Genomic DNA, 20,379 nt, shown 5'->3' with positions numbered 1-20,379 from the left:
CATAGTGTCTATTAATATTCCTAGTAAAAAAAGCGAAGCTTAATAGTTAATGGATTTAGTTAAATTGGTTATTGTTATATGGTTATTGTTAAGTATAAGTTTTGACAGTACCCCTTTTAAGAATATGACAGTACCTCAAATTAAATTATGTCACTAGGTTGTTAAAAATTTTTAAACACGATTTAGAATAGTCTCTAGGGGGAGTGTCTGCTTTTAAATCTCACGCCGTTATTAATTTGAAAGGCGGTGAAAATAATGGACAAATATAAAGATCTAGGAATCTTTTTAAAAGTGCATTTATCATTCTTTAAAAGCGGATTAGCTGCAATATTTTCAGGAACCGGCATAAAGATCTTTCTTTGTATCTGTACCTTTATGGATGAGAATGGAGAGTGTTATCCTTCAATCAGTCAGATCGCAGAACTGTGCGGTGTACCAAAAAGGACCGTTAGCCGATCAATAAAAGAAATATTAGCAATTAGAGTAGCGGGAAAGCCGATTTAAACTAGGAAATTCGTTAAAGATGGAGGCCAGATCATAAAATCAGAATTCAAGGTTTATCCTATTTCTCAAATTTCAATCTTTAAAGGTGAAATCGAACCGATTCCTCCTGGATCTAAGATAGAAATACTAAAATAAACTTTCGCAAAATAGACATTTGTTCGAAGTACATTCGCAACCTTAAGTGTATATATTTGACAAAAATCCGAAAGAAAAATAGGTTTTTCTCTCCCTTTCTTCCTATCTCTTTTACTCCTCGGGCCTTACTAAACCATCTTGGTAAGGTTACACTTTTATTATCGAAGAGTCGTGCCACTGGCTGACTCTTCTTATCTATTCTTTAACCAACGAATAAACCCAGTTACAACTTCTTGTGGTCGTGCTAAACATTTTTCATCAAGAACAGGATAACTATCTGCGTTATGCTGTTTAAACCATTCTGAGCGTTCCGTATCGTACTCCACATTGTGATATTTTTTAGATTGGATTTCTAGGATCCCCCATTTTCCCCTATAACAACAAAGGAAGTCGGGTTCTTTATTTTGAGATTCAGAGTTGTTTTTCATAATACCATAAGGTAAAGGAAAAAAAAGAATATCCTCCTTAAGCAACTCTTCATAAATCACTACCTCAGCTTTCGACCTAAAACGTAAAGAATTTTGCCATTTTCCATGAGGAACTAGCTTCATCCCTATTTCACTAGACTCAAACACTGCTTGATTATAAATATTGTCTCTCCAACCTTGGGGTGCATTTGGTATATTAGTTTCTAACCAAACATTAAAATCGTGGCCATAAACGCCATTTGAAACTTCAGAAATCATGTCTTTGTAACTCCATACATGTATATATGTAGAAAAATCAACATTAAACGCAACATTTATTATATTACTAATAGTTAAATCTCTTGTAATACTAACACAATCTAAATTAATCCATTTAATAAAGTCCACAAGAATTTTATCTGCATCTGAACATTTTTTATCCAATACTACTGCTAATGTATACAGATAATTTTCCTTTAGTCTGTTAACTTCTTTATTGTCTGAATTAGATTGTGCATCAAAAAAATCCTGAAAATACTCCCCCACATTATCTCCCTTTCAAAACATTTATAATTCTATTTATTTATAAAATACTACCTTTAAAAATATAACAATTTCCCTCAAAACTTCCAACTGAAAAATTCATTTTGAAAATTAGGAAAGAGGTCTTTTACCGAAGCATTTTAGAGGGACTCCTCCGATGGGGTTATGGGCTTGCCGTTCTTAAGGATGATTACTACCCTGGTTGTCCTCGAGATCCAATGCCTGGCTGCTTCTGGCGTTAGTGTTTTGTACCTCTAGGTCGGGTTTGCTGTTTGCTATTCTTACACCTTATTTGAAATTGTTCTTTGGAAATTTGAACATATTCACACCTACCTTTACCATCAACGTTATTTTTTATTTAAAATTATTGTTTGATTTTTCTTTCGTCCCTTATCAAAGTACTCTTAGAGATGCCTGTCAGTTCCCCAACTTCTTTATATGAAAGTGGTTCTAGTAACCTCAAAGCGTGTTCTTTCTGGTTCTTAGTGAATTTATTCGGCCGTCCTACACTTATTTGTCGTCTCGTTTGCTTAGTGATTACCTTCCTGAGTGCGTTCCACAATCATATCCCGTTCCGTTCAAACTCTGCAAAAGCACACTGTTGACCTGGGGAACGATCTAATTTCTTTACAACCACTGTATCTCCTCTATTAATAGCTGCAATAACGGCCTATCCGCTTTGGTATCAGTAATCTTCTCCGAAAAAACCTTGTCACTGCCTTCCTTTTCTAAAGCTTTAATTGTGTTTCAAGATCCTGTGTTAGCGTACTTACTCTAGCATATCCATATTTCATTTTTATGGGCCCTTTTCTGCTTATATTTATGACACTAAGTATAGAAACCTATCTATACCTTGATTTTAAAGGACCTTGTATTAGTGTCAATTCCTTAAAAGTTATGGCACTTTTAAATTTTAAAATTACTTCATTAAGAGAGACATGTCATAAACTGACATTAGCTTCATCCAAGTTTGTTGCTGTAATGGGCTTTATAACAAAACTATATTTCCTTGCATGACATTTACAAGGGCTTTTTCAAGAAAATAGTACTTTATGCCTTTATTTTTTTAGTTGAATTTCCTTATGTGAATTTCCGCTTCGCGGGTTCCTCCCTTCGCTATCGCTTCGGAAGTCACATCTAATAGAAGAAGCTTTTTTTGGTTCGGAAGTATTCTAGAAGATGTTAGGCATTTATGCCTTACATCTTCTAGAATACTTCATGGGATTATAAAGGGTGATAACCCTTATACGGTAATTCAAAAAAGTACCTTTTATATTTACCTCTTTAACGGATAGCCATTTTAATGCTGATATATCAGCAGTTCTAATAAATTTAAGAACTTTTATATTCTCTTACTTTTTTATGTCTGAAATGATTCCTTCCCCCGTTTTTAAAGTGGAGGGGAAAATTAATATGTTTAATATAACTATAGTAGATTCAATAATGGGGTCAGGTAAAACTTCCTGGGCAATTCAATATATGAAAAATACTTCAAATTCAACCAGCTTTATTTTTGTTACACCATTCCTAACTGAATTCGATAGGATAAAGAATAGCGTCCCGAATTGTAAAATTTTTGATCCAGAAAACAAAGGCAATGGTAAATTAGCTAATTTTAAGGATCTAGTCCGAGGTGGATTTAATATTGCTACTACCCATAGGCTTTTTGAAATGGCCGATTTAGAACTAATTGAACTTATCGCGAACAAGGATTATGTTCTTATTCAGGATGAAGTTATTGAAGTAGTTAGTCCTTACGAACTAAAAAAGCATGACTTTGATCTTTTATATAACAGTCAGATGATCTCTGTAGATCCTAATACAGGTGCAGTCATTTGGAACGAAAAAAGTCCCTATCAGGATACAAAGTATAATGATTTGAAGAGGTTGTCGGATACCAAAAACTTAATTTACTTCGAGAATTCCATTTTGTTTTGGACTTTTCCTATTACAGCTTTTATGGCTTTTAAAGAAATCTATATTCTTACCTACCTATTTAATGGTTCTGATCAAAAACATTACTTTGATATGAACCATGTTTCTTATAACTATAAAGCTATCACTCTTCTTGAAAATGGACTATACCAATTAATCGATTACGAAAAGAAAGTACCGTATAAAAAGGAGAAAATTAAATCCTTAATCAACATCTATCACGGCAAATTAAATGATATTGGTAAGGAAGATTATACCTTGTCAAAGAGATGGTATGAAAAAGACAGTAACAGAATAAATGTTGAAAAAATGCAAAGAAACCTAATAACATATTTTAAAAATAACGTTAAAACTTCTTCCCAAGTTAATATGTGGACCTGTTTTAAAGACCATAAAACTAAATTAAAAGGAAAGGGATACTCGAAAGCATTTGTCCCGCTTAACTCCAGGGCGACAAATGAATACCAGGACAGGCGGTCCCTAGCATATGTTATCAATAGATATATGCAACCTTATAAATTGAAATTCTTTCGATCAAAGGGGTTACAAGTTGAGGAAGACTTAATGGCACTTTCGGAATTAATTCAGTGGATCTGGAGAAGCAGAATTCGAAAAGGAGAATCTATTAATCTATATATACCTTCAAAAAGAATGAGAAGTTTATTAGAGAATTATCTTAACAGCGATTTGTAGTTTTTAATCTATATACCTGAATGTAGAACTAGTTGATATCCAAACGTCCTTATATAGGGGAGAAGACTGTATGAACATAAGTGTTTAGTTTATCAAACTTTAAGGTCGATCCGTTCCTTCTCCTTACGCGGATTGGCTTTTATATTATTGAGAGATCGGAGAATTTGTATATGAGAGTCTATGATCAAAAACAGTTATTGGACCTATTAGATACTAAAACTATTAATATACTTCAAAGCATTTACCAAATTCGTTTAAAGCATATGGCGATCCATCTGAATTGTACGATACAAAATGTTAAATACCACCTTGACCAAGGAAACTTTAAGGATCGGCAGAAAAAAGCTATTTATCAACTATTTCTGGATCAAGGTATGGATCAAACAGAACTAATTTTAATAAATTCTATTTCAAATAAAAAGAGTAAAAGCTACGATGTCCATAAAGAATAACGATAAAAAGGTAGACAAATACCCGAGTTTATAGGCTTTTTAGTAGACAAAAAATGATTAGTGAGGAACGAATGAAAGATATAGCTATTAAGACAGAAATGGGCATTTCATACTTTTAGCGTACATTGAAGCCTATTTCAACACATTCATTAAATATAGGATTTCCTAATTATGTAGAAACGGCATTTTCGATAAATCTTATAAAATTAAACAGCCCATAAACGTCTAAAATAAAACAGGGCTGCTTTTTTTATTCTCTGGGATGGTAGCATTTAATAACAGTATTTTTAAAATATCACCTATCAAACTATAAAATAACTCTTATCATGTTTAAGTAATTCAACCTTCGCTTTATTATATCTTGCAAAAATATTTATACCATCCCATCCATCAGGCATATTATCCTTTTCCAGACGGCCATTTTCTTCTTCATGTATCGTAGCAGTCCAATAATACTTTAATAAAAGATTATAAATAAAGTCAGGCGATATTTCCCCTCTCTCTGCTGCACTCTCACACTCGACTTTAATATATCTTGATTTCGGAACAATATGTTCGAAGACTAATTCTTTTTCACCCCATTTTCTCATTTTAAGTAATTCTAACGCTTTCGCACTAACAAAATCGGTAGAATATCGCCAATCCTTATATCTATATGGCAAATACTCTTTTGTAGTAGTAATGTGAATGTTTGCTAAGAATTTATTTCTTGCTTCACCCATTCCCTTCATATAAATCTCATTTCCGAAGGGAAGACACTTAAGGAAGTAAAAATAATTATCTGCAAAAATCCTTATAAGTTGTTCTCTGCTTGGAATCAAAATTCTCACCTACAAATCTCTAAATAATTTCCTAGGTTCACTCAGCAAACTATTTTATTTACTTATTTCTCCTTATATCAAGACTCTCTCTTTTTTCTTGCGGAACAAGGGCATATATTTCTTCCATCTCTTTCACATCCGTTATAAGCTTTTCAACTACAAAGTTTATTACTTTAAATAAAGCCATTGCCGCTTTTGGATCTTCATCTAGATTAATACCTGTTGGATGGACCCCTGCGTTTCCTATTAGTCGTAAAGAATCTAAAGCTTTCCTTACAGTCCCGGAAGCCGATATTACATCTTTTTCAATAAGACTCTTTATCATATTGTCAATACTTCCTGGCTTGGCCCCAACGTGAATTAAAAGCTTTTCCAAAGCGAGTCTCAATAAAGCAGCAGCCGATTTAGCAGATAAGTTTACAATTGAACTTGCTTCATTATATAAGGCCTGAATTTCAGCTGGCATATCAAAATTAGGCAGTTCAACAAGTGTAGAATTCGGATAGATTAGCTTATTTTCCACCCATAAGGAAACACCATTGCAATGAAAACAACGACTTAATGAAGTAATATATTTATGTTTAACATTGGCTGTAGTATGTATATCAATTCCCTGCTTTACAAAATTCTTTATTTCTTCTTCTAATTTCGTAATAAATAACGAATTATTTAAACTTTCTTCACATATAACATGCCATCTTTGATGACTATAAACCCCGCATTTAGGACAATTAAAGGCTTCAAGTCCTAACTCCGGTGAAACGTATTTTTCTTTTACCATCTTCCAATCCACCTCTCCTTTGTATAAGAAAATTATACCAATTTCTTATGTGAATAGTATAGATAACGAATCTATCTCTCTCTGACTATTGTTTATCTAAGTAAACCCTTCGGAATAACGAAAATAAATTTACTTTCATTAAAGTCGTTCGTAGCCACACAGGGATAAGCAGGTTTATGAAAGCTTGTCTGATTTAATTCTTCATTCCGTTATTAATATGAAAGGTAGTTTTTTATGAGAGGAGGTTCACTAATGTTAAGTAGATTGGAAAAGGAAACTATAATTATTTTTAACGAAGAAGATGAAGTTGCAACTGTATCAACCCTTTCTAAAAAGGTAGCAAACAGATTTAAAAAGGCAGGATACTCTCATACCATGTTGGATACCGATAGTTACCTCTTTGAAATACCCAAAAGAAATATTAAGATTTTGGAAGACAACAATAAGCGGAAATCTTTTTATCCTTCGGGTAAAAACCAATAATACAAAATTGAGGCTGCTTACCCACCTGTGTCAGCAGGGTAAACAGCCCTTTTCTATCACTCTAATACTATGAATACCATATTAGGAGATCGTTAAATGACCCGCCTCTCCCAAGTTGGAAACTATACCTTAGAGGATTCATTAACTCTATCCATGCTTTCAATAATAAACTTACCTACTGGACTTAATCCATATTCCTTTTCAAGATATTGCCCAATTTTATCGTGGATCAGGCTACAAACCTCACCATATTTTTTTTACTATCCACATAATCTTTATGTTTAACTACATACATCCACATTCTCCCATAATCTTTTAACCGTTTAAACTCGTATTTTCTCTCATAGCCTTTAACAGGGATATTAATTATGTAGATGCATACTAGCTTATTTAGATATACGTGGTCCAAAACTCAATTTCAAATCGCTTTCTAAGACGTTAGGCAGTATTTTTGTTTCATCGTGTTCCCTAAGTTGAACACCATTAATAGTTTGAAACATTTAATCCCTCCTAACAATATGATATAACCCAGGATAATTTTAGCACCTAATAAAATATAAATTTCTGACAAAAATTACGTTTTTGTGTCGAAAATCACTAAAAAAAAGCCGTCCCTAGGTAGGACGGTTAATTATTATTATTTACCGAATATACTATTTAGTGGTGAAAAAGTGTTGTGCTGCCTTCTAACATCAAAATCTGTCATTTGTATATATTTCCGGACCATATTCATGTGACTATGACCTAAAATTTTCTGTAATGAAAAAGGGTCTCCACCATTCATAATATAAAGTAAAGCACCTGTATGTCTAAAGGTATGAGGACTAACTCGCTTATTTATTATTCCTGCCTGCCTACCATAGTCTCTTAAAATTATCCGGATAGTACTCGGATTGATTTGACGCCCATCATACGTAAGAAACAAGTATTCTGTTTCAAAGTCTTCTGTTTCCTTCATATACTCATTAAGTAATTTAATAGTTTTTGTAGACAGAGGAACATTCCTAGATTTCCTTGTCTTCGTTTCTTCTGCTTCCAACTTTATAAACCCAGCTTTTAAATCGACATTACAACGTTTGATCGCTACTAACTCGGAAATTCTTACTAAGGTATCTAACATTACTAGAATGATTATTTTATCTCTAAAACCGGTATATAGATCGTCATCAATCACAGATAATAGTTGTTTTATTTCAGTGGCTGTCAGAGACTCTAAGGTATCCTCCGGTGTTTTTACCGGCTTAAAATTTTCATGTAACGGTGTATCGATGAACCCCTCATAGTAACAGAAACGGATAAAAGCACGCATTGTTCTTATTCTGACATTTGCGGTTACAGGAGATAGTTCTAATTCATGTAACATATAGCCAATAAAGCCGCGGAAAAGATCTATAGTAATTTCCTCGGCAGAATGATCCTCTCCTATATACTTCTTAAAATACTCAAAGTTACTATAGTAGTCCCTAATAGTCCTGGATGAAAGTGCCTCAGTTTTCTTCATTGACATAAACCGATCGAACATCTCATACAGAGTAAGTTCATCGGTCACCTTTCTCGTACTTCTAGTGCCTTGCCCACGTTTATACTTACGAATTGTTTTCTGTTGCATAAAAATAGCCCCCTATGAATTTTAATAGGCGACTAAGAGTAAATGTCCCGTACGGTTTCACGAATCGGACTCCATCGGTCTTGCTGATTTTTACCGAAAAGACCGTGCAGGTCATTATATGTAGAAAACGTTGAAAATCTTGATTTGGCGGGACTGCCTGGGAATCGAACCCAGCTATCCTGGCACGCAGGACACAAGCGGTTTTGAAGACCGTGGAGGACACCAGTACCCCAATCAGCCCCGTAAGAAGAACCGTGTTCTTAAATGTTGGTTTTTAGACAACATTTTACGACACGGTTACTATTATGGAGCACTTAAGTCTATTTTTCAAGTGTTTATCCCAATATACCACTTGAAAACTACTTTACTGTTAAGCCTAATTCTAGAGCAAGTCGATCATGAATATTATCCCAATTAGCATTCGTGTTATTTATGATCACTGATCTTACCGGTACACCACGGAGAAACTCCTTCTCAGACTGCTTTCTCTCCCGCAAGAAATGAAGCACTCCACTTACCCCTGACAGTCCCCTTTCTTTCCCATACTCCTGACCCGTGTAATACCAGGTAATAAAGTCAAACCAATCCACAGAACGTTTCTGCCTGATTTTCTCTAAGTTCTCTGCTATGTTATCCTGTTCAAAATAAACGATTACTGGATCTAGTTCCAAAATGAGATTGGTTATCTTATGTAAGAAATTGAAAATAATCTCTTTTGAGCAGTTATGTTTTGCTAGTAAGAATGTAAACGGATTTTGTAAATAACAGCACTCTAGTATGTACTCATGGACTCCTGATTTTGCTTGTTCAACAAACTCCTTCCATTTTTCCAAAGCAACTTCTACATAATCTTCTACTGGAAGTTCATACACATCGAAAGCTTTTAATCTCTCAAATAACTCTTTATCATTTTCATATAAACTTGCGTAAGATATGTAATATCTCTCTCCTTTTCGAGTCGCCATACTCCGAACCGAAGGACACTCTTGTCCAATCACATTCAATTGCTCCTCAGTTAGACAAGCGACAGACTCATAATCGGCTGGATGCTGTGGATCTCCCTCTAAAAATAATCTTGCACTTCCTCCTAATCTAGTTGCTAACCATTTGGCACTGGTCGTTTTTCCTGAACCTGGGACTCCTTCGAATATATATAATTTCGTCATACAGTTCTCCTTCTCCCCTTTTTTTAATCGCTTTCAAAACGTTCGTCTTGTCTCCCTGCTAGAAGTTTGGCTATAATAATAGTATTAATAATGTTTTGTAGGTGAGTTTATGTTAAGTGGTTGGTTTTCACTATTTATTATTTTTTGGGTGTTAATACTAGTCGGTTCGTTTGCAATCGGTGGATTTTTTATGTTTCGTAAGTTTTTAAAAAGAATGCCTCTTGAAGATGGAAAGTCTGTCCTCGATTGGGAGGAGCACTTTGTGAATGAGACTCGCGATCTTTGGCAACAGCCTGAAAAGGATCTTCTTGAAGACCTTGTAAGCCCTGTACCAGAACTTTTTCGCGATGTGGCTCGTCAAAAAATCGCTGGGAAAATCGGTGAGCTAGCCGTGGAAGAAAAGCGTCCTTCAATCACTGAAGAGCTCGTGATTCGAGGATATATTTTAGCAACACCAAAACGCGACCATAAATTTTTGAAAAAGAAGCTTGCAGAAAATAAAATCGATATGGCGCCATATCAGCACTTATTTTAAAGGACCGCTTTTTACATAAAGCGGTCTTTTTGTTTGTTAAAAACGCCAAATCCATCATGACTTGACGTTCGTAATCTTATGATTTTGTCAATTTTTCCTGGAATCTTCTAAATTGAAGATACATAGCAATTCTCCACGGAAGGATCATGGAAAAAGCTAAAATAAAGAACATTCCACTTAGTTCCCCATAATCAATTGTAGAGCTTAATAGTAACTTTAGAATGATACGTAACACGAGAAGTCCGAACAAAATAAATACAAATGCACGTGAGCGTTGTAAGTATATTTCATTATCACGTATTTCAAACTTTGAAGTTTTTATTAACAAAATAGAAAAGACTAACCCAACCGCCATCGCTTCAAACAATTCTAGATAGGTCACTCGAAACATCGGGACCACAAACATAAGTGCCCCTGTACTCATAAATAATGGAGGTAGTATGATCTTTTTTACCGTTGCTGGCTTTTTGGCCGCCTTCATACGGACGAACATGGCCAGCATTGCCATACCAATTGCCCCTATTGATGACACAACAACCATGTTGTTCATATTCTTTCATCCCAATCTAAAAATATTTTCCCTATTATTATAACGTATACGCTAGAAACAAAAGAATGTTTTTAGGCTCTTTTCTAAGACATTTTTCTATCTACACATGTTTTCATAACAATAAACTGTGCAAAAACAGCCTATACTGAAAATAAAGAATGCTGACTATCAACGACTAGTCAGCATCTATTATATTTAGCTTAAAACACGATTTACAGCTTCAATTACCCTTCCTTCATCAAAGGGCTTTACAATGAAATCCTTAGCTCCTGCTTCAATGGCTTCTACAACCATTCGCTGTTGGCCCATTGCGGAACACATAATGACCTTTGCTTGAGGGTTAGTTATTCTAATTTCTTTCATGGCCTCTAGGCCACTCATCTCAGGCATTGTAATGTCCATCGTAACCAAGTCTGGTTGTAGCTCATGATAAAGAGCGATCGCTTCTCTGCCATTTTCGGCCTCTCCCACGATCTCGTGGTTATTTCGAATTAGAATGTCTGAAAGGGTCATTCTCATAAATTTTGCATCATCTACGATTAATATTTTTGCCATCGCTGGTACCCCCTCAACACTTCAACAGAATCTTATCTCTAAATCAAACACATATTTAAATATATCGAAATTTACAATCTATGACAAAAAGAATATTTCGACTATTATCGACAGAATCCTCACAACGCATTTAAGACTATTTTCCTATTTATTATAACAGAAAGAATTCTAAATCAAAAGCCTGTAAACCCACCAAACATATTGGTAAAAATGATAATTATTTTTGTCATCCAATCAAAAAATAAGACAATTCCCATTACTATCATAATATAGCCACCAATTTTCATTATTAAAACGTTATGACGCTTGATCCATTGTAATTTTCCAATAAAGAAAGATAGGATGAAAAATGGAATCCCAAATCCAAGAATATAAGCAATCATGTATACCATACCTGACCCGGGGTTAGTCGCTGCCAGGGCAATTACAGACATTAAGATAGGACCAGTACAAGGTGTCCAACCAGCCGCAAAAGCAATTCCTATTAAAACCGACCCAAAATATCCTGAGGGACGGTGTTTAAATTCATATCTCTTTTCCCTCATCAACGATTCTGGTTTCAAAATACCAACGATCACGAAGCCGAAAAAGACGATCACAATAGCGCCTAATTGACGAATAAGGTCCTGATAGCCAGCAAAAATCTCACCTATAAAGGAGCTTCCAAAGCCGATGGCAATAAAAATCATTGAAAATCCAACTAAGAAAAACAATGTATGTAATAAGCTGCGTCTTTGTAGCATGGCATTATCCGTCTTCAACTCTCCCACTGACATACCAGTAATATACGAAAGGAAAGCAGGGTATAAAGGAAGACAACAAGGAGATATAAAGCTCAAAAAGCCGGCTCCAAGTGCAATAAATACGTTTACATCGGTCAAATGTAACCACTCCTAAAAATAATCATTCTTGTTTATTCTATCAAAAGATAAATAGAAAAGATAACAATTAATAATTGAACATTCTGTGACAACAAACAAAAAATAGGCAAGCTCCTTACTCCGTATATCTGTATGTAAGAACCCTGAAAAAATGTTAATGACCAAACAAAATTGTCTATTTCTAGATTTTTTCTTTTGAAATTCTCCTATTTCTTGGGTATACTATGTATATAGTTTCACGAAAGACTTTGGATATTATTTGGAAGGGACTAAACAGAATTGTCAAAACAGGAATTTTTAGCACTCATTGAAAAGAAACGAGCGGAGCTAATCGAGATCGCTATGATCAGTGGACTGAATTCTTCTACTGCCCTTCATTACAGTCAGGAATTGGACAATCTATTAAATGAATATAACCGTATCTTTTTAAAAAAGGTTCCCACCTATTAAAAAACAGCTTGAGATCAAAGCACCTCAAGCTGTTTATTTTTTAGCTGACAACGTCCTCCATTTTATCGGCTAAATTATTTTGCAGAAGATACATCTTATAGTACAACCCTCTAAGTGACAGTAATTCCTGATGACTACCCCTCTCGACGATTTCCCCTTGATGCAACACTAATATGAGTTCGGCATCTTGAATGGTTGATAAACGATGGGCAATGGCAATCGTTGTTCGACCTTTTCGCATACGTGCAAGAGCTTCTTGAATTGCTTCTTCTGTCTCTGTATCAATATTGGCGGTTGCTTCGTCCAAAATTAATATTTTTGGATTAGCTGCTACCGTCCGAGCAAAGGCAATAAGTTGGCGTTGTCCACTGGATATCGTAGATCCCCTTTCCACCATTTGATGCTCGTATCCTCCTTCGAGCTTTTCAATAAATGGATGTGCCTGAACAAACTTCGCAGCTGATTCTACCTCTTCTATGCTCATCTTCTCATTATGCAAGCGAATATTATCTGCTACGGTTCCAAAAAACAAGAAAGGATCTTGAAGAACCAGCCCCATCTTTTTCCGAAGTTCTTTTTCGGGATATTCTTTAATGGAATGCCCATCCACTAAAATATCTCCTCTTTCGAATTCATAAAATCTCATCATTAAATTAATAATTGAGCTCTTACCACTGCCGGTATGGCCAACTAGAGCAACCGTCTCACCCGGTTTTGCAGTGAAGGAAATATTTTTTAGCACATCTCTTTTTCCATCGTATGAAAAACTAACACCACGAAACTCTACTTCACCCGCTTCAATCTTATTAGTTGTCTCCTTTTGTAAAGGCGATAACTCCTGTTCATCAAGAACGTTGAATACCCTTGAAGCAGCGACAATTGCCTGCTGATATAAAGAAAGACGCATCATCATATTGTTTACTGGCTCAAAGAATCGATCTAGATAGTTAACAAATGCATACAACACTCCTATTTGGATGGGACTATCAAATGATGAAATACCAAAATAACTCAGAACAATAATCAAGGCACCCACATATACAAGATCAATTGCAGGCCGTAAAAGTAAGCCATCTACTTTGATATTCCTCATGCCTGCAGCAAAATGCTTATCATTCGTCACTCCAAATTCTTCTCGCATTCTTTTTTCCTGACGAAAAACTTGAATGATTCCCATGCCTTGAATCGATTCACTTAGCTTTGCGTTTAACTGACTTAGGCGCTCCCTCATATCATGGTAAAACTTCGAGCTTAGTTTTCGGTACAAGCTCATAATGAAAAAAATCACTGGTAGAATGACTAAACAAAACATTGCTAGTTTAACATCCAATATAAACATCGCAATAAAAATACCTGTAATGAGGAACCCGCTTTGAATAAACGTCACTAGCACCGTCACAAACATATCTTTAATTGCTTCGGTATCATTTGTCACTCTAGATACAATGCTTCCAGCAGGAGTTTTATCAAAGAATTTCAGTCCAAGCGATTGTACCTTTGAGAAGATATCAATCCGAATCTCCTGAATAATCTTCAAGGCAATCTCTTGGAATTTTAAGAGCTGAAAATAGGAAATAATGACGTTTAAAATTTGGATACCTAAATACGCGGCACCTAGCATAAATAATGGTTCAAACAAAAGGTTTCTAGGCTTTAAATAGTCGTCAATAAATACTTTTACTAAAATAGGGCCAAGTATATCGCCAATGGTAGTAAGTAATAGGAGACAAAATGCCAACACGATCGTTTTTGTGTGTGGCTTAGCGTAGGCGAGGAGCCGAACTAATACTTTCCACTGCTGCTTCCCTTCTGATAACTGCTGATTTTCCATCTTTTATCCTCCATGCTCCACAAGATCTTCCAATTGCTGCCTTAGGTACATTTCCTTATACCATCCTTCTTGACCCATTAATGTATCATGTGTACCCGATTGTGCAATCTGTCCATTTTCAACGACCAAAATAAGATCGGAATGCTGAATGGCACTTAGTCGATGAGATGTAATGATGGTTGTCTTTCCCTCACGGTTCTCTTTTAGCGATGTCAAAATCGCCTCTTCAGTTTTAGCATCGACCGCTGAAAGAGAGTCATCTAGTATGAGAACTTCTGGATTTAATAATAGAGCACGAGCAATGGAAATACGCTGCTTTTGCCCACCAGATAACGACACCCCCCTTTCACCGACGAGAGTATCATAACCGTCGGTGAACTGGGTAATATCATCATGAATATTAGCTATTTTCGCTGCCTCCTGTATCTCTTCCTTTTCGCATAGAGGCTTAGCGAAAGAGATGTTTTCACCGATCGTAGCAGAAAATAAGAAATGATCTTGTGGAACATAGCCGACCGCTTCTCTTAATTTGTCAATTTTATATTGAGTAATTTGCTTTCCACCAAATGTAATTTGACCATTGGTGACATCATATTCTCTAATCAATAGCTTTAGTAACGTCGTCTTCCCCGCACCAGTCTTTCCTACAATACCGAGTGTTTGTCCCCTTTTTAGTTCAAAATGAATTTCTTGTAGGATGGGCTCTGCTTCGTTCGGATAGGTGAATTCCTGGATATGATAAGTAACATCCCCGCTCGGAGTCACGTTTATCGCTGATTCTTCATCCACAATATCTGCTTTTTCATTTAATAAGGCAATAACGCGATCATAAGAGGCTCTCCCTCTTTCAACAATATTAAACAACCAACCAAAGGCAAGCATTGGCCAAATTAATAAGCCTAAATATGTTGTAAAAGAAACCAACTGTCCGATCGTTAACTCCCCATTAATGACATATCTAGCACCAAATGTGAGTGAAAGAAAAAATGAAATTCCTACAATAATGGAAATCGTTGGATCAAATAAGGAGTCCACCCGAGCAACAGAAATATTCTTATCCACAACATCATGGGATTGCTTTCGAAAATCTTCAATATCTTCTTTTTCCTGTCCGAAGGTTTTTATCACTTTGATTCCTGTGATACTTTCCTGTGTTTTATCGTTTAACGATGAAAAAGCTTCCTGTGCGAGGTGAAAACGCTTGTGAAGTAATGTTCCGTACCAACTAGTTAAAATTGCCATAATAGGCATCGGAATCAAGCTAATTAACGTAAGTTTCCAGCTAATAGTAAAAGCCATCGCTAAAATGACAAATCCACCTGTAGAGAGAGAATCAACAAAAGTAAGTACCCCCACACCAGCCGTCTGCTGTATCGCTTGGATGTCATTGGTCGCATGGGCCATTAAATCTCCCGTTCTTCTTCTTTGGTAAAAGGATTGTGACATTGAAGTAAAGTGATGAAACAACCGATTTCTCAACTGCATAGAGAGCTTAACCGCTGACCCAAAGATCATGATTCTCCAATAATACCTGAGTATGTACATCATTAGAGCTGCTCCTACTAACAGGAGCAAATATGTGCCTAACAGCTTCATCGTTAAAGACCCTTGCTCAATATGATCGACTACAAGCCCAATCACTTTTGGAGGAACAAGCTGCAAAAATGCTACAATTAACAACAGAAGAACCCCAGTGATATACGCTTTTTTCTCCTGCTTGAAAAACCACATCAAATCAATAAAAACTTTCATTCTCCACAGCCCCCCAACCCTAAAAAACAATTCCTGTAACTAGAATAGTTTACCAAATGTTGCGAAAATTAGGAAGATACTTGCAGTGTTTTGGTATTGTTCCTTTAGTTTAATGAATGGGTGAAGTATTGTTATTTCAACTTCATAATTTAGTTCCTTCGTTCCACTAATTCCTGGAAATCATAGGTCTTAAAATCAAATTTAGTTCCCTCTTTCCACTAATTCCTGGAAATCACAGGCCTTAAAATCAAATTTAGTTCCCTCTTTCCACTAATTCCTGGAAATCACAGGCCTTAAAATCAAATTTAGTTCCCTCATTCCACTAATTCCTGGAAATCAAAGGCTTTAAAATCAAATTTAGTTCCCTCATTCCACTAATTCCTGGAAATCACAGGCCTTAAAATCAAATTTAGTTCCCTCAATCCACTAAATACTGGTAACCATAGGCGCTAAATTAGTCCTTCACAATAAAAAACGCCATGATGGCGTTTTCATTTTGTACTATTGTTGTTTTTATCATCGTCACCTTTACCTGGATGAACGGCCTGATAAATAGCATTTGAAAATTGGTCGACTTCTTCCATTGTTCCACCATGCTTCTGGTTATCTGTACCTAGCTTACTTTTATCTCCTTTTACTGGGTTATGAATACGTACCATATTCCCACACCTCCTCCTCTATAGGATGGACATTTCCTATCCTACTTATCAAAAATTAGTCTGGTGATGAACGAAATCACTTTGTCCTGTATAATAGATGAGATAAATATTTACAGGGTGAGTGTGATTAGGTGGTTAATGCAATTGGATACGTCACGTTTTTAACATACGATTTAAATCATCGTTTTTCTATTCGAAAGAACCATAATGTCATTAAAATACATAGCTATAAAGAAATAACTGATCAAAAAAACAGACCAGCTTATGAGATTACCTGTAAATATAGTGTTTACTTACCTGTTCATTATGAATGTAAATCATTAGAAGATTATACAGGTAGAGTCTATCCTTTCTTAGAGCAATTTCTTAGGAACATTATTAGGACTGAAGTCCACAGCTTAACTTATAAAGAACCTCCGATAAGGAGAAGACGAAAAAAACAGGAAAGAGATTCAGCAGAATAAAAAAAACACCTTTTCTGTTTTTTGAGCAGAAAAGGTGGTCTTTATTCGGGATTGAGTCAATCAAACCATAAGCCTATGTACAAGGGCTTGTCCGTGACAAATTACTTGCCCGTTTGCTTGTTCATTGCTGACATCATTTGATTGATTTTCTTCTGAGATGGTTTCATTCCCATTTGCATCATCATCATTTTTAGCATTTGTTCATTAATTGGTGGGTTTTTCTTTAAGTAGCTCATCATGTAACGGCGAGCAATGAAAAAACCTAGTGCAACACCTGCTGCTAAAGCAAGTACGCCTACTAGAATATGCGTCCACATACTAAACTTCCTCCTTCATGTTGTCTATCATACAGTGTACTAAACCAAATGCTATTATACAATATTTGCTGTGCAATTTCTCCTATTTTAAATCAACTTTCTTTCCTTAATTGGTCTAAGCCACCCGTAACGTTCATGTACAAGGTCAATTGCCAAAAAGGAACTCTCACTTTTACGTAGAACTTCGAAGAAAAGTGTCTCTGCATCATAGCTACCAAATGCATGGAGAGTAATATGCTTTTCAAATATCTCTAGCTTCGCAGAGCTTACGTTTCCATTTTGAATATAGTATATCCCCTGTTTGTGTTCAAAATCCTGATTTTTCCCTAGTTGTTGAAGAATATATTGTTGAAGGCGAAGTGTGGATAGTGGCTTCGTAATAAATTGAATTTGTTTTTTTAATATATTTTTTAGTTCACCGAAGGATTCGTTATACTCAGCAAACAGATCAAAGAACATCTTTTCCCTACCAAAATAATGAGAGGCAAATTCATCATCGATTAAATACAACTGATATGTTCTCACCAAGTTTCCTCCTCGTCTGACCAAATGTTATTTCTCTCTATTATAAAGAAGTAGAAATAGAACGTTTGTCTTTCGTCGTCAAAAACTTCCACTATTTTTGTCGGAAAAAGTCGTAGGTCTTGATACAAAATAAAAAGGCTGTTCTATTTATTAGAACAGCCTTTTAAAACTTATAATAGAGCCTTCACTCTAGCAACTACATTTTCTACTGTAAATCCGTATTCTGCCATGATTTTTTCACCAGGAGCAGAAGCACCGAATGTATCAATTCCTAATACTTCCCCTTCATCTCCTGCATAACGATGCCATCCTAGAGATGATCCCATTTCGATAGCTAAGCGCTTTTTAACAGTTGGAGGAATCACACTTTGCTTATATTCACGAGATTGCTTTTCAAAGCGATCCCATGAAGGCATACTTACTACTGAAGCTGAAATTCCTTCTGCATCAAGTGCTTTTTGCGCTTCAACAGCTAAACCTACTTCTGACCCAGCAGCAAGTAATAATACATCTGCTTGTTCTTTAGATGCTGGAGAAATGACATAAGCACCTTTCTTAACGCCTTCGTACGCATTTTTATCCGTGTCTTTAATGGTTGGTAAGTCTTGTCTTGTTAAAACTAAAGCTGTTGGAAGATCAGTTGATTCAAGCGCAAGCTTCCAAGCTGCTGCAGTTTCATTACCATCTGCCGGACGTATAACACCTAAGTTTGGCATTGCACGTAATGCAGCAAGCTGTTCTACTGGCTCATGCGTAGGTCCATCTTCCCCTACTGCAATTGAGTCATGAGTAAACACATACGTTACAGGAAGCCCCATTAATGCAGCTAATCTGATTGCTGGACGTAAATAGTCAGAGAATACAAAGAATGTTCCTCCAAATACCTTTACTCCACCATGTAGAGCCATACCATTTAACGCAGCACCCATCGCAAATTCACGAACTCCAAACCAAATGTTCTTACCTTCAAACGATTCAGGAGTAAAATCGCCTACTCCTTTAATCATTGTTTTATTAGAACCAGCTAGGTCAGCTGAGCCCCCGATAAACGAAGGAGTGTTCTTAGCGATAGCATTTAGTGCTTCACCTGATGATGCACGGCTAGCAAGTGCTTTTCCTTCAGGATAAACAGGAAGGTCCTTGTCCCAACCTTCTGGAAGCTCACCGTTAATAGCAGATGTTAACTGTTGAGCAAGCTCAGGATACTCATTTTTATAAGAATCGAAAAGGTCGTTCCACTCATTTTCTTTCTTTGCACCAGTTTCCACAATGTATTTGTTGAATGTGTCGTATACATCTGAAGGAACATGGAAATCTTCTTCAAATGTCCATTGGTAAGCTTCTTTTGTTAACTTTAATTCGTTAGCTCCAAGTGGGGCACCATGAACATCTGATTTACCTGATTTGTTTGGAGAACCGTATCCGATTACTGTTTTTACTTCAATTAGTGTAGGACGATTTTGATCACCTTGAGCTTCTTCAATTGCTTTTGCAATTTCCTCAAGATTATTTCCATCCTCTACACGAAGATATTGCCAACCATATGACTCAAAGCGTTTTGCAACACTTTCAGAGAATGAACGATCTAAGTCACCATCAAGAGAGATATCATTTGAATCGTATAATACAACTAAGCGACCAAGTTTTAAGTGTCCTGCTAGTGAAGCAGCTTCAGCAGAAACACCTTCCATCAAGTCACCGTCACCACAAATACTATATGTATAATGATCTACTACATTGTAGTTGCCTTTATTATAAGTGGCTGCTAAATGTCTTTCAGCCATTGCCATACCTACTGCCATTGCAATCCCCTGTCCTAGTGGGCCAGTCGTTGCATCTACACCTGGGGTATGTCCAAATTCAGGGTGACCAGGAGTTTTACTTCCCCATTGACGGAAACTCTTAAGATCATCCATTGTTACGCCATAACCTGATAAGTGAAGAAGACTATACAGCAATGCAGAACCATGCCCTGCAGATAAAACAAAACGATCACGGTTAAACCACTCTGGGTTTTTAGGGTTATGATTCATAAAACGTGACCACAGAGTGTAAGCCATTGGAGCAGCCCCCATCGGCATACCTGGATGGCCGGAATTAGCTTTTTCAATTGCATCAATTGATAAAGTACGTATTGCGTTAATTGCTAGTACATCTTTTTGTTCAAACATTTTTTCAACCCTTCCTATTCTTTATCTCAATAATCCCACTTTTTAATATTATATCTGCTCTATTATTTATACAACAGATTGCCTTAATAAATTTAGAAAAAAAACATATATTTTTTAATTTTCAGTGTTTTCTATCATTTTTTGGTAAATAAATTTAGTG

20 protein-coding genes, 1 tRNA gene and 1 pseudogene are annotated in these 20,379 nt (G+C 35.9%); 6 read left to right on the top strand and 16 right to left on the bottom strand.

The genetic code is table 11. The features are described 5' to 3' along the window. The first annotated feature begins 255 nt into the window (after positions 1-255). Entirely contained in the window at positions 256-504 is a 249-nt protein-coding gene (locus ACVBAX_RS06285; protein ID WP_447116278.1) for a helix-turn-helix domain-containing protein, read from the top strand. A gap of 326 nt (positions 505-830) precedes the next feature. Here the strand turns inward: ACVBAX_RS06285 and ACVBAX_RS06280 are convergent, their stop codons facing one another. Next, entirely contained in the window at positions 831-1,592 is a 762-nt protein-coding gene (locus ACVBAX_RS06280) for a hypothetical protein (protein WP_447116277.1), read from the bottom strand. Between the two features lie 361 nt (positions 1,593-1,953). Further along, a pseudogene (locus tag ACVBAX_RS06275) lies at positions 1,954-2,383 on the bottom strand (recombinase family protein). Between the two features lie 619 nt (positions 2,384-3,002). Between ACVBAX_RS06275 and ACVBAX_RS06270 the strand changes: the two are divergent. Together ACVBAX_RS06270 and ACVBAX_RS06265 are read left to right on the top strand one after the other, a co-directional pair. Continuing rightward, the gene (locus ACVBAX_RS06270) at positions 3,003-4,217 is read left to right on the top strand and encodes a hypothetical protein (protein ID WP_447116276.1); all 1,215 of its coding nucleotides are present in this window, start codon (positions 3,003-3,005) and stop codon (positions 4,215-4,217) included. A gap of 170 nt (positions 4,218-4,387) precedes the next feature. Next, positions 4,388-4,669, top strand: coding sequence for a hypothetical protein (locus ACVBAX_RS06265; protein ID WP_447116275.1), 282 nt, complete (start codon positions 4,388-4,390; stop codon positions 4,667-4,669). 302 nt (positions 4,670-4,971) lie between these two features. Here the strand turns inward: ACVBAX_RS06265 and ACVBAX_RS06260 are convergent, their stop codons facing one another. Both ACVBAX_RS06260 and ACVBAX_RS06255 read right to left on the bottom strand, forming a co-directional pair. Next, positions 4,972-5,400, bottom strand: coding sequence for a hypothetical protein (locus tag ACVBAX_RS06260; protein ID WP_447116274.1), 429 nt, complete (start codon positions 5,398-5,400; stop codon positions 4,972-4,974). Between the two features lie 148 nt (positions 5,401-5,548). Next, positions 5,549-6,271 carry a DUF4145 domain-containing protein gene (locus ACVBAX_RS06255; RefSeq protein ID WP_447116273.1) on the bottom strand — a complete coding sequence of 241 codons (723 nt, stop codon included), beginning with the start codon at positions 6,269-6,271 and terminating at the stop codon, positions 5,549-5,551. Positions 6,272-6,523: 252 nt separating this feature from the next. On the opposite strand from ACVBAX_RS06255, the gene ACVBAX_RS06250 reads away from it, so the two are divergent. After that, entirely contained in the window at positions 6,524-6,754 is a 231-nt protein-coding gene (locus tag ACVBAX_RS06250; protein WP_447116272.1) for a hypothetical protein, read from the top strand. 637 nt (positions 6,755-7,391) lie between these two features. On the opposite strand, the gene ACVBAX_RS06245 is transcribed toward ACVBAX_RS06250, so the two are convergent. The 3 genes from ACVBAX_RS06245 to ACVBAX_RS06235 form a co-directional block, all read right to left on the bottom strand. Beyond that, on the bottom strand, positions 7,392-8,363 hold the full coding sequence (locus ACVBAX_RS06245; RefSeq protein ID WP_447116271.1) for a tyrosine-type recombinase/integrase: 972 nt from the start codon (positions 8,361-8,363) through the stop codon (positions 7,392-7,394). Between the two features lie 145 nt (positions 8,364-8,508). Then, positions 8,509-8,605, bottom strand: a tRNA-Sec gene (locus ACVBAX_RS06240). 117 nt (positions 8,606-8,722) lie between these two features. Beyond that, complete coding sequence (locus tag ACVBAX_RS06235) at positions 8,723-9,529, bottom strand: hypothetical protein (protein ID WP_447116270.1); 807 nt, start codon at positions 9,527-9,529, stop codon at positions 8,723-8,725. Positions 9,530-9,638: 109 nt separating this feature from the next. Here ACVBAX_RS06235 and ACVBAX_RS06230 point away from each other — a divergent pair, with 109 nt between their 5' ends. Next, positions 9,639-10,064 (top strand): DUF2621 domain-containing protein, encoded by a 426-nt coding sequence (locus tag ACVBAX_RS06230; RefSeq protein ID WP_447116269.1) that lies wholly within the window; start codon positions 9,639-9,641, stop codon positions 10,062-10,064. A gap of 76 nt (positions 10,065-10,140) precedes the next feature. Here the strand turns inward: ACVBAX_RS06230 and ACVBAX_RS06225 are convergent, their stop codons facing one another. The 3 genes from ACVBAX_RS06225 to ACVBAX_RS06215 all read right to left on the bottom strand — a co-directional run bounded on the left by ACVBAX_RS06225 (position 10,141) and on the right by ACVBAX_RS06215 (position 12,050). Then, positions 10,141-10,614 carry a CcdC family protein gene (locus ACVBAX_RS06225; protein WP_447116268.1) on the bottom strand — a complete coding sequence of 158 codons (474 nt, stop codon included), beginning with the start codon at positions 10,612-10,614 and terminating at the stop codon, positions 10,141-10,143. 195 nt (positions 10,615-10,809) lie between these two features. Beyond that, positions 10,810-11,169, bottom strand: a complete 360-nt coding sequence (locus ACVBAX_RS06220; RefSeq protein ID WP_447116267.1) for a response regulator — start codon at positions 11,167-11,169, stop codon at positions 10,810-10,812. A gap of 173 nt (positions 11,170-11,342) precedes the next feature. Beyond that, a complete protein-coding gene (locus ACVBAX_RS06215) occupies positions 11,343-12,050 on the bottom strand; it encodes a cytochrome c biogenesis CcdA family protein (protein ID WP_447116266.1) in 708 nt (235 codons plus the stop codon). A gap of 279 nt (positions 12,051-12,329) precedes the next feature. Here ACVBAX_RS06215 and ACVBAX_RS06210 point away from each other — a divergent pair, with 279 nt between their 5' ends. Beyond that, positions 12,330-12,500, top strand: a complete 171-nt coding sequence (locus ACVBAX_RS06210) for an aspartyl-phosphate phosphatase Spo0E family protein (RefSeq protein WP_119707638.1) — start codon at positions 12,330-12,332, stop codon at positions 12,498-12,500. Positions 12,501-12,540: 40 nt separating this feature from the next. Here ACVBAX_RS06210 and ACVBAX_RS06205 read toward each other — a convergent pair whose 3' ends face one another. From ACVBAX_RS06205 to tkt, 6 genes are all read right to left on the bottom strand, one after another. Next, a complete protein-coding gene (locus ACVBAX_RS06205; protein WP_447116265.1) occupies positions 12,541-14,331 on the bottom strand; it encodes an ABC transporter ATP-binding protein in 1,791 nt (596 codons plus the stop codon). A gap of 3 nt (positions 14,332-14,334) precedes the next feature. Next, complete coding sequence (locus ACVBAX_RS06200; RefSeq protein WP_447116264.1) at positions 14,335-16,083, bottom strand: ABC transporter transmembrane domain-containing protein; 1,749 nt, start codon at positions 16,081-16,083, stop codon at positions 14,335-14,337. A gap of 491 nt (positions 16,084-16,574) precedes the next feature. Further along, on the bottom strand, positions 16,575-16,742 hold the full coding sequence (locus ACVBAX_RS06195) for a hypothetical protein (protein WP_447116263.1): 168 nt from the start codon (positions 16,740-16,742) through the stop codon (positions 16,575-16,577). 565 nt (positions 16,743-17,307) lie between these two features. After that, a complete protein-coding gene (locus tag ACVBAX_RS06190) occupies positions 17,308-17,523 on the bottom strand; it encodes a YneF family protein (protein ID WP_119707634.1) in 216 nt (71 codons plus the stop codon). 87 nt (positions 17,524-17,610) lie between these two features. Next, positions 17,611-18,048, bottom strand: coding sequence for a sporulation inhibitor of replication protein SirA (gene sirA / locus ACVBAX_RS06185; protein ID WP_391558897.1), 438 nt, complete (start codon positions 18,046-18,048; stop codon positions 17,611-17,613). A gap of 170 nt (positions 18,049-18,218) precedes the next feature. Beyond that, positions 18,219-20,219, bottom strand: a complete 2,001-nt coding sequence (gene tkt / locus ACVBAX_RS06180) for a transketolase (RefSeq protein WP_447116262.1) — start codon at positions 20,217-20,219, stop codon at positions 18,219-18,221. Positions 20,220-20,379 lie beyond the last annotated feature (160 nt).

Source organism: Robertmurraya sp. GLU-23 (assembly GCF_052983275.1).
Note: the sequence above shows the minus strand (reverse complement) of the source record. Positions and strands in the feature narration are given on the sequence as shown.

What these genes read in the sequence shown, in the direction of transcription:
- ACVBAX_RS06260 (WP_447116274.1), bottom strand. Translation starts at nt 5,400, where the DNA reads ATGAAGGGAATGGGTGAAGCAAGAAATAAATTCTTAGCAAACATTCAC.
- ACVBAX_RS06235 (WP_447116270.1), bottom strand. Translation starts at nt 9,529, where the DNA reads ATGACGAAATTATATATATTCGAAGGAGTCCCAGGTTCAGGAAAAACG.
- ACVBAX_RS06225 (WP_447116268.1), bottom strand. Translation starts at nt 10,614, where the DNA reads ATGAACAACATGGTTGTTGTGTCATCAATAGGGGCAATTGGTATGGCA.
- ACVBAX_RS06250 (WP_447116272.1), top strand. Translation starts at nt 6,524, where the DNA reads ATGTTAAGTAGATTGGAAAAGGAAACTATAATTATTTTTAACGAAGAA.
- ACVBAX_RS06195 (WP_447116263.1), bottom strand. Translation starts at nt 16,742, where the DNA reads ATGGTACGTATTCATAACCCAGTAAAAGGAGATAAAAGTAAGCTAGGT.
- ACVBAX_RS06230 (WP_447116269.1), top strand. Translation starts at nt 9,639, where the DNA reads ATGTTAAGTGGTTGGTTTTCACTATTTATTATTTTTTGGGTGTTAATA.
- ACVBAX_RS06220 (WP_447116267.1), bottom strand. Translation starts at nt 11,169, where the DNA reads ATGGCAAAAATATTAATCGTAGATGATGCAAAATTTATGAGAATGACC.
- ACVBAX_RS06205 (WP_447116265.1), bottom strand. Translation starts at nt 14,331, where the DNA reads ATGGAAAATCAGCAGTTATCAGAAGGGAAGCAGCAGTGGAAAGTATTA.
- ACVBAX_RS06285 (WP_447116278.1), top strand. Translation starts at nt 256, where the DNA reads ATGGACAAATATAAAGATCTAGGAATCTTTTTAAAAGTGCATTTATCA.
- ACVBAX_RS06255 (WP_447116273.1), bottom strand. Translation starts at nt 6,271, where the DNA reads ATGGTAAAAGAAAAATACGTTTCACCGGAGTTAGGACTTGAAGCCTTT.
- ACVBAX_RS06265 (WP_447116275.1), top strand. Translation starts at nt 4,388, where the DNA reads ATGAGAGTCTATGATCAAAAACAGTTATTGGACCTATTAGATACTAAA.
- ACVBAX_RS06190 (WP_119707634.1), bottom strand. Translation starts at nt 17,523, where the DNA reads ATGTGGACGCATATTCTAGTAGGCGTACTTGCTTTAGCAGCAGGTGTT.
- ACVBAX_RS06270 (WP_447116276.1), top strand. Translation starts at nt 3,003, where the DNA reads ATGTTTAATATAACTATAGTAGATTCAATAATGGGGTCAGGTAAAACT.
- ACVBAX_RS06200 (WP_447116264.1), bottom strand. Translation starts at nt 16,083, where the DNA reads ATGAAAGTTTTTATTGATTTGATGTGGTTTTTCAAGCAGGAGAAAAAA.
- ACVBAX_RS06245 (WP_447116271.1), bottom strand. Translation starts at nt 8,363, where the DNA reads ATGCAACAGAAAACAATTCGTAAGTATAAACGTGGGCAAGGCACTAGA.
- tkt (WP_447116262.1), bottom strand. Translation starts at nt 20,219, where the DNA reads ATGTTTGAACAAAAAGATGTACTAGCAATTAACGCAATACGTACTTTA.